This window comes from Fructobacillus evanidus (assembly GCF_963580165.1).
Taxonomy (GTDB): domain Bacteria; phylum Bacillota; class Bacilli; order Lactobacillales; family Lactobacillaceae; genus Fructobacillus; species Fructobacillus evanidus.
Genome location: NZ_CAUZLM010000009.1, coordinates 46,263 through 57,780 on the forward strand (window position 1 = coordinate 46,263; position 11,518 = coordinate 57,780).

The 11,518-nt window shown below is 45.9% G+C and carries 10 protein-coding genes; all 10 read right to left on the reverse strand.

Annotated features, from left to right (window positions below; all coding sequences use genetic code 11):
• Positions 1-33: 33 nt before the first annotated feature.
• On the reverse strand, positions 34-777 hold the full coding sequence (locus AABI08_RS07210; RefSeq protein WP_338344185.1) for an RsmE family RNA methyltransferase: 744 nt from the start codon (positions 775-777) through the stop codon (positions 34-36).
• 20 nt (positions 778-797) lie between these two features.
• Positions 798-1,688: a 50S ribosomal protein L11 methyltransferase gene (gene prmA / locus AABI08_RS07215; protein WP_338344184.1), complete on the reverse strand. Its 891-nt coding sequence runs from the start codon at positions 1,686-1,688 to the stop codon at positions 798-800.
• 74 nt (positions 1,689-1,762) lie between these two features.
• Positions 1,763-2,911 carry a zinc-binding alcohol dehydrogenase family protein gene (locus AABI08_RS07220; RefSeq protein WP_338344182.1) on the reverse strand — a complete coding sequence of 383 codons (1,149 nt, stop codon included), beginning with the start codon at positions 2,909-2,911 and terminating at the stop codon, positions 1,763-1,765.
• A 91-nt stretch (positions 2,912-3,002) separates the two neighbouring features.
• Positions 3,003-4,856, reverse strand: a complete 1,854-nt coding sequence (gene lepA, locus AABI08_RS07225) for a translation elongation factor 4 (protein WP_338344181.1) — start codon at positions 4,854-4,856, stop codon at positions 3,003-3,005.
• 249 nt (positions 4,857-5,105) lie between these two features.
• A complete protein-coding gene (gene glyS / locus AABI08_RS07230) occupies positions 5,106-7,163 on the reverse strand; it encodes a glycine--tRNA ligase subunit beta (RefSeq protein WP_338344179.1) in 2,058 nt (685 codons plus the stop codon).
• Complete coding sequence (gene glyQ, locus AABI08_RS07235) at positions 7,163-8,110, reverse strand: glycine--tRNA ligase subunit alpha (protein WP_338344178.1); 948 nt, start codon at positions 8,108-8,110, stop codon at positions 7,163-7,165. The genes glyS and glyQ overlap by 1 nt, the downstream gene beginning before the upstream one ends.
• A gap of 52 nt (positions 8,111-8,162) precedes the next feature.
• A complete protein-coding gene (locus AABI08_RS07240) occupies positions 8,163-9,764 on the reverse strand; it encodes a DUF2130 domain-containing protein (protein ID WP_338344177.1) in 1,602 nt (533 codons plus the stop codon).
• A gap of 296 nt (positions 9,765-10,060) precedes the next feature.
• Positions 10,061-10,606, reverse strand: coding sequence for a ribosome recycling factor (frr, locus tag AABI08_RS07245; protein ID WP_338344175.1), 546 nt, complete (start codon positions 10,604-10,606; stop codon positions 10,061-10,063).
• Positions 10,606-11,331 carry a UMP kinase gene (gene pyrH, locus AABI08_RS07250; RefSeq protein WP_047974473.1) on the reverse strand — a complete coding sequence of 242 codons (726 nt, stop codon included), beginning with the start codon at positions 11,329-11,331 and terminating at the stop codon, positions 10,606-10,608. Before pyrH ends, frr begins: the two co-directional genes overlap by 1 nt.
• A gap of 103 nt (positions 11,332-11,434) precedes the next feature.
• On the reverse strand, positions 11,435-11,518 hold an 84-nt coding region (locus AABI08_RS08445; RefSeq protein ID WP_421823473.1), incomplete at its 5' end, for an IS3 family transposase.

Genomic DNA, 11,518 nt, shown 5'->3' on the forward strand with positions numbered 1-11,518 from the left:
CAAGATTTTTGACAACCCCGACTCATTTTTCTGTTATTTTTCTAATTCTAATAATGTTGATAAAGCGGCTAATGTATATAGCGGCGCCGTTTCCGCCCGCAAGATTCGTGGGCCCAAACCACCTGGACGATAGCCGGCCTTTTGCAAGGTATTAATCTCTTCTTCAGTCAAACCACCCTCTGGGCCAAAGACGGCCACAAAGTGTTGGCCAGGCTTACTGGCTTGCGCTAAATCAACCAAAGCCGCCTTTTCGCCCTGCTTAGCAGATTCTTCCCAAGCGACCAATCCCTGATCCTTTTCCAGTGCTAAAACCTCAGCAAAATCCGCAAAGCGAATTTCCGGCACTTTCAGTCGGTGCGATTGTTCGGCAGCACCAACCGCTTTGGCCCGCAGTCGTTCTAATTGCTTAGCTTCTTGTTTTTCATTCCAGGAAACGACCGACCGTTCCATCGGCACGAAAAGTAAACGACTTGCTCCCAATTCAGTTGCCTTCTCAGCCAGCCATTCGTTGCGATCTTTTTTAATCGGTGAAACAACCAGCGTAACCTCGACAGGTAATTCCACCTGCTGGTCAATGTCAGACAGAACCGTAATGATGGCCTGGTCTTGGCTGATTTCTTCGACTTGGCCAAGCACCAAACGCGATTGACCATCGAAAAATTCCGCTTTCGTCCCGACCTTGGCGCGTAAAACCTTCACCAAATGCTTAAAAGCTGGCATATCAGCCGTCAGGATGATGTGATTTTGAATGGGTTCTTCTAAAAAGTAACGTTGCATCGATTTCTCTTCCTAAAAAATCAGTCGTTGATTAAGTCATCTGCCTTTTTGGTAATAAAGGCATGCCAGGTTCCTTGGTTTAAGTGCTGGACGATGGTTAGTCCGTGGCTTCCCAACGCCTGTTCAATCGCGGGTTCCACATCATCATAAATTCCTGAAACCAAGAAGTAACCCTCAGCCGTCAGCATCGGTACTACTTGAGGAATCAGCGGCGTAATCACATCAGCCAAAATGTTCGCCATAATTAAATCAGACTGATTCCACTCTTGTGGCACATCCTGCATCAAATCCGACGCAATCACGGTGACATCACTAGCAACAGGGTTCAATGCCAAATTAGCTTGAGCCGTCGCCACTGCCTCTTCGTCAATATCGGTCGCCAATACCGAGCCAACTCCTAGATGTTTGGCAGCGACTGCTAAAACACCCGATCCAGTCCCAACGTCAATCGTTTTTTCCCCGCCACGAACAACGGCTTCCAAAGCTTGAATCATCAACGAAGTGGTTGGATGAGTACCAGTACCAAAGGCCTGGTCGGGATCCATCACAATTAATTTTTCCTGGTCCTGAACTTTTTGATAGTCTTCCCAAGCAGGCACCACCGTAAACTGATTGGTCACGCGACTGGCATGGTAGTAGTTCTTCCATTCGTTTTCAAAGGTAGTTGAATCCAATCGTTCCTGTGAAATCGGCTGACTATTAACCGCCAGTCCCCGCTCAGCGAGGGCCATTAAACCGGCAATGTAGGTCGCAATCTGATTTTCAAAACCTTCTTGATTAACATCCTGGTAAATAGTGACCGTGTCTGTCCCCTGCTCGGCACCTTCTGCCCCGAGCGCTACCAAGGTCGCAATCACTACATCCTGATTTTCAGCCGGTACCTGCCAGACAACCTTTTGATACGTAATCATCTTTTTCCTCGTTTATTATTCCTGCAACGACTCAAATAAAAACGAGGACCGCTTGGTCCCCGTCCCAAATCGTGTTAATTATTAGCATCTGCCATTGTTACTTCAACTGGCGCTACATTATTAGCAACCGTCTGTTCAACCTTATTATTAGCCTCTTCTTCGGCCATATAATCGATAACAACTTTCCCCATCGTATGGTGGCTAGTAACATCCTGGTTAGCATGACGCACGTTTTCAACTGATAATCCCTGGTAGACCTTGGTAACGGTTGGGCGAATGACCCCCTGGTCCAAAAGGCTAGCAACATCACGCAAAATTTGGCCTTGCTCAGCAAGGTTAAAGTTTTCATTGCCACGTGCCAACATAAAGGTCCAAGAAAACGAAGCAGCTTTACTCTTTAAATCACCTAGGTCAACTGGTAAGGTCGTTTCAACAATCGCTGCAATTTCACCATAGGGCTTAATGACCGCCGCCATCAAATCCCAATAAGCCGTCGTATCCTGCAAATTAGCAATATAGTCAACTTGAGGGAAATGAATCGCTGCCAACTGTTTTTGCAAGTCTTCATGATAATCAAGGACAAAATCAGCCCCTAACTCCCGGACCCAATTTTTGGATTCGGGAGTTCCCGCCGTGGCAATCACTGTCAATCCAAGGTACTTGGCCATCTGAACCAAAACCGAACCAACACCACCAGCACCATTGATAATGAGTACTGATTTTCCCTGGGCACTATTCTGCGCCACCGGCAAATGAAAACCATGGTGCAAAACATCGTGAGCCGTGATTGATGTCAAGGGCATGGCTGCCGCATCGACATTATCCAAATTCTTTGGTGCCAACGCAATCATGTCGACCTCAACCACTTGAAACTCGGCATCGGCACCAAAGGCGTGTTGCTTACCAGCATAAAAGACGCGGTCGCCAACAGAAAAGTCAGTCACGTCCTTACCGACCTCTTCAATCACACCAACAACATCAAGACCAAAAACGCGAAAAACACCGTCCTGGCGATAACCAGCCCGCATCTTGGTGTCGACAGGGTTAACCGCTGTCGCCAAAATCCGAACCAAAACCTCACTGTCGTCTGGCGTTGGTTTGCGCACTTGCCGTTCAACAAAAGCATCTGCTGCTTCTAAAGACCCATTATGAATAATACCAATTGCAGTCATTTTGGGTTGAAAGTAGTTGGTTACTTTTTGAAATACAGTTTTTAAAGACATTCAGCTACGCTCTCCTTCGAATCGCTTGTACCGTCATTTTAAACTGGATTCCTGATTTTTTCAAACAAGACCACTCAGAAGGTACCAGAAATTAATTACCGCGGGCATACTTTTCATCATCGTCCGTCTGCAAAACAGCCATAAAGGCTTCTTGCGGAACAGTAACCGTTCCCACAGCTTTCATCCGGGCCTTACCACGCTTTTGCTTATCCAAAAGCTTGGCTCGACGATCAGGATCACCCGTGTGAATCTTTGAAGTAACATCCTTGCGGTAAGCCTTGATGTTTGTTCGGGCCAAAATCTTGTTTCCAATTGCGGCTTGGACTGGAATTTCAAAGTTTTGTCTTGGAATGATTTCCTTCAATTTCGAAGTTATCACACGACCGCGTTCTGCCGCAAAATCGCGATGAACGATAAAGGACAAGGCATCAACCTTTTCAGAATTCAAAAGAATATCAATCTTGACCAAATCAGCTGGACGATAGCCATCGATTTCATAATCCAAGGAAGCATAGCCGCGCGTTGATGATTTCAACTTGTCAAAGAAATTAAAGATAATTTCAGAAAGCGGCAAATAATACTTAACGTTGACCCGATTTTCATCCAGGTATTCCATCGTATCGAATTCGCCACGCTTGCGTTGGGCTAATTCCATCACCGCCCCAACATATTCGTTTGGAACCATGATATTGCCATGAATAAATGGTTCTTCAATCATTTTGATTTGTTGGCTTTCCGGCAATTCAGATGGATTTTCAATCATCAAGACTTCACCGTCAACCGTTGTGACCCGGTAAGTAACAGATGGTGCCGTTGTTACCAAGTCCAAATCGAACTCACGTTCCAACCGCTCTTGAATAACATCCATGTGCAAGAGGCCAAGGAACCCAACTCGGTAACCAAAGCCCAAGGCTTGCGACGTTTCAGGTTCAAAAGTCAGCGCAGCATCGTTTAACTGCAACTTTTCCAATGCTTCTCGTAAGTCACCGTACTTGGCATTATCCGAAGGATATAATCCCGAATAAACCATGGGTGTCATTGGCTGATAACCAGGGAGTGGCTCATCAGCCGGATTGTCGACCAACGTCACCGTATCTCCTGAATGCGTGGTCTGAATGTCCTTAATCGATGCCGTCAAGTAGCCAACATCACCGGCCATCAAGTAATCACGCTTTTGGGCATCCGGTGACATCACACCGACTTCTGTCACTTCGTATTCCGCCCCGGTGTTCATCATCTTCACCCGGTCACCAGGCTTAACAACCCCCTCACGAACTCGCAAGTTGACCACAACACCACGATAAGCATCGTACTGCGAGTCAAAAATCAAAGCCCGTAATGGTGCTTCAAGGTCGCCATCCGGCGCTGGAAAATCAGAAACAATCCGTTCCAAGAGTTCAGGAATGCCGATTCCCTGCTTAGCCGACACTAAGACGGCATCAGAGGCATCAAGACCAATCACATCCTCAATTTCGCCCTTGACCTTTTCTGGATCAGCAGCAGGCAAATCGATTTTATTGATAACCGGTAAGATTTCAAGATTGTTATCAATCGCCAAATAAACATTCGCTAATGTTTGAGCTTCCACTCCCTGGGCCGCATCGACCACTAAGATGGCCCCTTCCGCCGCCGCCAAAGACCGTGAAACTTCATAAGAGAAGTCCACGTGCCCCGGTGTATCAATCAAATGAAAGATATAGGTTTCGCCATCATTAACCTTGTAATGAACCTCGACCGCATTTAACTTAATGGTAATCCCGCGCTCCCGTTCCAAATCCATGGTATCCAGCAGCTGGTTTTGCATATCACGTTCGGCCACCGTTTGGGTCTGTTCCAAAATCCGGTCGGCAATTGTCGACTTTCCGTGGTCGATATGGGCCACAATGGAAAAGTTTCGAATGCGCTTTTGCCGTTCTTTTAATTCTTCTAAAGTAAAATCTGCCATGAATATCCTGCTTTTTTAGAGTCTGTACTTACTGTCCATTTTACAGGAAAACCCTGATGAAACAAAGAGTTATTCTTGCTTTGCCTTGAAGCCTGCAACATTAAAAAGATATCCACCCAGTCGACCCACCCATCAAGCAACAATACTTCGGCTAATTTTTTGCGGTATTTCTAACCTTTTTATCCACATAAAAAACAGGGAGAAGTTATTCTCACCTGTTTTTCTTGTCAAGTTAACTTATAAGTCTACTTATTTAATCACAATTTGTTCAATATCACCCAGACCAGCAATCAACTTATCCAAGGCATTCAACTGTGCATAACGGTTATTCTTAATTGCCTTTTTCTTGTCATTAACCAATGTGTTTTCAAAGTAAGCAGCGATTGGTTCCTGCAATGTAGCCAACGCTTGATACAATGCTTCCGCACCCTGATTTTCCAATTCGGCCAAGTTCAAATTCTTACTTGCTTCGTACAAAGCCTTTTCTTGGTCGTTCTCAAGCAAGTCTGGCTTAACAGCAGCCTCAATTCGTTCCTTACTTGCCAAGCGGCTTACCCGAGACAAGGCTTCCATCACATCGCGGAAGTTTGCATCCTTTGAATGCTTTGCCAAGACTTCTGTTCGATCAGCCACGTAAACCAAATCACCGGTGACCACGTTAGCCGTTCCAGCTGAAACAATATCCGAACGAACACCGGCATCTGCGGCCTGCTTCTTGACACGGTCCGTCAAGAAGGTAATGACCTGTGCCAAATCAGCATCGGCTACGTCCTTGTTTTGGTCCTTGAAGTTCGCCAAGACGGACAACAAATCTAAGTGCCAGTCATGCGCTTCCAGTGTCCGAACAACTCCAGTTGCTGCTCGACGCAAACCATAAGGGTCGTTGGCACCAGAAGGAATCAAATCGGCCGCAAAGAAGGTCACGATGGAATCGAGCTTATCGGCAACAGCCAATACCGCTCCAATTTTTGAATCAGCGACTTCACCAGTGGCTGAAGTTGGCAAATAGTGTTCCAAAATCGCATGGGCAACAACATCATTTTCACCAAAGAGCTTGGCGTAATGTTCACCCATCACACCCTGCAATTCGTCAAATTCGCCGACCATACCGGTCATCAAATCGAACTTATAAATTTCAGTAGCCCGGTTCAAATCAGACAGCTCTTCATATGACAGACCCAGCGCCTGGCCTAATTGGCCAGCCAAAGCCCGTACACGAACCATGTGTTCGTAGACAGTACCAATCTTCTCATGGAAGACTAGTTTCTTCACGCGGTCCATGTAGTCATCAATCGACTTTTGTTGGTCTTCCTGGTAGAAGAAGACAGCGTCTTCCAAACGAGCAACCAAAACTTTTTCGTTTCCAGCGACAACGTTGGCCAAGTTTTCTTCGTTCCCATTGCGGACAGAAAGAAAGTGTGGCAATAAGTCACCCTGATCATCCGTCACAAAGAAGAAACGCTGGTGGTCACGCATCGAAGTCACCAAGACTTCCTTTGGTAACTCCAAGTACTTTTGGTCAAAGTTCCCGGCAAAGGCTGTTGGCCATTCAACGATATTGTTAACTTCTTCCAAAAGGTCTTGCGCTTGATCAGTCGTCAAGTCCAAGTGCCAATTTTGGTCCTGGGCAATCTTTTCCAACTGTGCTTGAATTGTCGCCTTGCGCTTGGCTGCATCAGCCATAACAAAGGCATCCTGCATTGTCTGTTCGTAATCAGTAGCACTCGCAATTGTCACGTTTTCCGTTGATAGGAAGCGATGGCCACGAGTTGTTTGACCTGTTGGAACGTCCAAAACAGAAAAATCAACTACATCCTGGTCCAAAAGTGCCACTAACCAGCGGATTGGACGGATGTAAGAGAAGCTATGATTACCCCACTTCATGTAAGTTGAGAAGGTCATTTTTTCAACAACCTCAGCACCCAACTTTGCTAAAATTTCAGCAGCTGGCACACCAGCAATTTCAGTTTTGGCCCACAAGTAGCCGTCTTTTTCAATCAAGGCTTCCGGTGTGGTCTTCTGTCCACGAGCAAATCCCTGAGCAGCCTTTGACCAGTCACCGTTTTCGTCCTTGGCACGATCAACGGCTGGGCCACGTTTTTCTTCTTCAACGGCCTTTGAACCAGCTGCCAAACCAGTCAATTCAACAGCCAAACGCCGTGGTGTTGAGAATGGCTTCATTTCTTCATAATCAAGCCGGTGTTCGTCTAAGAAATCAGAAACTCGGTCGACTAACTGCTTTTCAGAACTCGTTACCAAGTGGGCTGGCATTTCTTCCAAACCAATTTCTAAAATAAAATCTGCCATTAGTCCTGATCCTCCTTCTTGGCGTACTTTCCCTTAGTACCCAAGTACTTTTCACGTAATGCTTCATCCTTCAACAATGGGAAGCCAAGCTTAGCTCGTTCTTCGATAAAGACCTTTGAAACCTTCCGAGCCATTGTCCGAATTCGGTGCAAATAACCAGCTCGTTCCGTAACGGAAACCGTTCCTCGGGCATCCAACAAGTTAAAGGTATGAGAAGACTTCAAAATATAGTCATAAGCTGGGTGAACCAAGCCCAATTCCAAATTGTGCTGAGCTTCCTTTTCAAAATCATCAAAATGTTGGAGCAACATTTCCTGATTTGACTCCTCAAAGGCATACTTTGAGTGTTCGTATTCTGGTTCTTTGAAAATATCACCATACAAAACGCCATGGCCCCATTCCAAATCGTAAACCGTTGGCACGTCTTGGATGTAAGAAGCAAGTCGTTCCAAACCATAGGTAATTTCAGCCGTAACGGAATCAACTTCGATTCCACCGACTTGTTGGAAATAAGTGAACTGAGTAACCTCCATCCCGTCCAGCCAAACTTCCCAACCGATTCCGGCAGCACCCATTGAAGGGTTTTCCCAATTATCTTCAACGAAACGAATATCGTGTTCCAATGGCTTAATACCCAAAGCTTCCAAAGAAGCCAGGTACAATTCCTGAATGTTGTCAGGTGAAGGCTTCATTACCACCTGGAATTGGTGGTGTTGGAACAAACGGTTGGGGTTGTCGCCATAACGGCCATCGGCTGGTCGCCGTGATGGCTGAACATAGGCTGCTCGCCAAGGTTCTGGACCATTAGCGCGTAAGAAGGTATAAGGGCTTTGAGTTCCCGCTCCGACTTCGTTATCGTAAGCCTGCATCAAGTTAGCGCCCTTTTCGGCCCAAAACTCTTGCAGTGTCAAAATAATGTCTTGTACTGATAGTTTTTCACTGGACATAAGTCTTTCCTTTATTCTTTCATCATTAAAGTTTTAAAACGCTGTGACGAATTTACGGCTTTCCTTCACCGCCTTGGTCTGCTTTTAAATCAGCGAACTTCGCCGTCATGGTTAGATTATCCTTCGTCAATTTTTTGACGGTCAAATCCTCCAACTTATTGTTAGCGAGACGAATCTGATTTTCAGAAGTCGTCAGGCTCTTTTTCACGTTTTCCATCTGGCTAATCGCCCGGTCAATCTGTTCGATTGCCTTCTGGAAGTTGCTCGAGTAGGAATTATAGTTTTTGGCAAAGCGGTCTTTGAAGGCCGTGATGTTATCTTCGAAATTGGTAATATCAATGTTTTGCTCTTGTTCTTCTTTCAAAGCCCGCCGGTACTGGAGCGAATCCAAGGCTGCGTTGCGCAAGAGGCCGATAAAATGGACAAAGAATTGAGGTCGAATCACGTACATTTTCTCGTAATCCGGCACCTGAACAATTCCGGTATTATAGTACTCGTTATCGGCCTCCAGCATCGAAACCAAAACGGCATATTCCGTCTTCTTTTCCCTGCGGTCCTTATCAAGTTCCTTAAAAAAATCAGCGTTCTTATGCTTCTTTTCAGTCGCGTCCGCCTCATTTTTCATATCAAACATAATCGAAATAAATTCAACATCATCTTGAGAATCACGGAAGATAAAATCACCCTTCGAGCCGGATTGTTTTGAAACCTCATTGTCCTTCTCAAAGTAGGCGTTAGGAAACGCGTAGGGACGAATCTTATTGAATTCCTGGTGAGCGTAAACTTCCAGGCTTTCACCAATCTCCTTGGTTGACTGCCGAGCCTTAAAGTCCTTATAGAACTCGACTTGCTCCTGAGCCGCCTGCAATTGCGCATCGTAGTCCGACTTCACCTTCGCCAAGGCTAGTTCTTGGTCGCGACCCTGATTTTCAACCTGATTTTTCAAATCGGCCAGTTGCTTTTCTAGTTCCTGTCGATTCTGACCGGCCTGGTCCTTTTCAGCCTGGTAGGTGCTCTGCAGGCTTTCCTTTTGTTCAGCCAGCGCCAGTGCCTTGTTAGCAGCTTCCTGGTCCTTAAACGCATCCAGCTGTGACCGTAACTGCGTCAGTTGCTCTTGCAGCTCCGTCTTTTCTTTTTGGGCCGCATCCTTCTCAGCTTGCTTAGCCTTCTCCAGCGCTAAATCAGATTTTTGCTTTTCCTGGTCCAACTGTGCTTGAAGTTGCAGCAATTGGTCATGCAACTGATTTTGCTCTTTTTGGGGCGCATCCTTTTCAGCCTGCTTGGCCTTTTCCAGTGTAAAATCAGCCTTCTGCTTTTCCTGGTCCAACTGCGCTTGCAGCTGGGTCAATTGATCATGCAACTGATTTTGTTCCTTTTGCGCCGCATCTTTCTCAGCCTGCTTAGCCTTCTCCAGTGCTAAATCAGCCTTCTGCTTTTCCTGGTCAATTTGTGCCTTGACCAGGTCTTGCTGACTCTTTTCCCAATCGACCTTTTCCTGAGCTATTTTCTCATCAATGGCCGTTTGCACAGCCACCCCCAGTTGACTAGTATCAACTTGGAGCTCGTCTTTCAAATCCAGGGTATCACCAGCATGGCCATCCTCGTTTAAAACTAAAACCGTGTCCGACTCCAAATGATACTTCAGCTTTGCCATAAAGTCCTCCTTATCCGACAAAAAAACCGCGGTTAACAGCCCCAATGTCAAAATTTGACATCAGGACGCTAACGCGCGGTTCCACCTGATTTCCAACGGCCAATTGCTCAGTCGTTGACACTTTCACGGTTCTCAGCTCACCGGGTGCCAAACCGGGTCAAAACTTTAAACTAATCTATCCATATTATGCCGATTTTTCTGAAAAAGGTCAAGAAAAAAATCGTTAAAAATAGAAAAAGCTCGCCAGCCAAATGACTTGCAAGCCTTTACAACAATCATCTTTGACCTAACAGTCCTTAGATCTTCAACAATTCTTTTTCTTTTTCCGCAGCAATTCCATCAATTGCCTTGGTGTTTTCGTCCGTCAACTTTTGAGCTTGGTCTTCAGCATCATGGACTTGATCTTCGGTCATTTCTTTGTCCTTCTTGATGGCATCCATGGCATCACGACGAACATTACGAACGGCAACCTTCGCCTTTTCGGCTTCGGCCTTAACGTCCTTAGCCAATTCCTTACGACGTTCTTCCGTCATCTGTGGAATGGCCAAACGGACAATATTACCGTCAGAAGCAGGGTTCAAGCCCAAATCAGAAACGTTAATCGCCGTCACGATTGCTTCCAAGGCGTTCTTGTCAAATGGTGTAATCAAAAGCAAGCGTGCTTCAGGTACTGAAATCGAAGCAACTTGGTTCAACGGTACCATCGCACCGTAATATTCTACTTCTACTCGGTCCAAAATACGGGGATTTGCTCGTCCCGTCCGAATTTCTGCTAATTCACGACGCAAAGCTTCTTGAGCGCCCTGCATCCGTTCTTTGGTACTTGTAAAATCAAAAGCCATTATTTTTCTCCAGTCACTGTGGTTCCGATTGCCTCACCCTTGATGACCCGTTCGATGTTACCAGGTTGGTTCAAGTTAAAGACAACAAGTGGCATGTTATTTTCCATTGAGAGCGATGAAGCAGTTGAGTCCATAACCTTCAAGCCCTTTTGAATGATATCCAAGTGCGTCAAAGTTGTAAACTTCTGGGCATCTGGGTTTGTATTTGGATCTGAATCATAAACACCATCAACACCGTTCTTTGCCATCAAAATTGCATCGGCATTAATTTCGTTTGCCCGCAAAGCCGCAGTTGTGTCCGTTGAGAAGTATGGTGAACCAGTTCCTGCAGCAAAAATCACAATCCGACCCTTTTCAAGGTGACGAATAGCACGACCACGGATGTAAGGTTCCGCAATCTGTTGCATCGTAATCGCCGTTTGAACGCGAGTATCAACGCCGGCCCGTTCCAAAGCATCTTGGAGGACTAAAGCATTCATGGTCGTTCCAAGCATTCCGGTATAATCGGCGCGTGACCGCTCCATCCCAACACGGGCAGCGGGTTCACCACGCCATAGGTTACCGCCACCAACAACGATGGCAATTTGAGTGCCCATATCATGGACTGCCTTGATTTCCTTGGCAATTTGGGCGACTGTCTCCAGGTCAATCCCCTGACCCTTAGCACCAGCCAAGGCTTCGCCTGACAGCTTCATTAAAACTCTTTTATACTTTGTATCCGTCATGGTTTTCCTCTTTCTTATCGCTATCTATTATAGCAAAAATGTAGTCATCAATTCCAAAAAAAAAAGCACCCAAATTTGATATGAACCCCAAAATTAGGACATGTCATTGAGCGGCCTTGAGGACTGACGCCCGATATTCAATCGGTGTCAGTCCTTTTAGTTTGCTCTTAATTCGTTTTGTATTGTA

Coding starts and splice junctions, on each gene's coding strand:
- AABI08_RS07210 (WP_338344185.1), bottom strand. CDS start 777: ATGCAACGTTACTTTTTAGAAGAACCCATTCAAAATCACATCATCCTG.
- prmA (WP_338344184.1), bottom strand. CDS start 1,688: ATGATTACGTATCAAAAGGTTGTCTGGCAGGTACCGGCTGAAAATCAG.
- AABI08_RS07220 (WP_338344182.1), bottom strand. CDS start 2,911: ATGTCTTTAAAAACTGTATTTCAAAAAGTAACCAACTACTTTCAACCC.
- lepA (WP_338344181.1), bottom strand. CDS start 4,856: ATGGCAGATTTTACTTTAGAAGAATTAAAAGAACGGCAAAAGCGCATT.
- glyS (WP_338344179.1), bottom strand. CDS start 7,163: ATGGCAGATTTTATTTTAGAAATTGGTTTGGAAGAAATGCCAGCCCAC.
- glyQ (WP_338344178.1), bottom strand. CDS start 8,110: ATGTCCAGTGAAAAACTATCAGTACAAGACATTATTTTGACACTGCAA.
- AABI08_RS07240 (WP_338344177.1), bottom strand. CDS start 9,764: ATGGCAAAGCTGAAGTATCATTTGGAGTCGGACACGGTTTTAGTTTTA.
- frr (WP_338344175.1), bottom strand. CDS start 10,606: ATGGCTTTTGATTTTACAAGTACCAAAGAACGGATGCAGGGCGCTCAA.
- pyrH (WP_047974473.1), bottom strand. CDS start 11,331: ATGACGGATACAAAGTATAAAAGAGTTTTAATGAAGCTGTCAGGCGAA.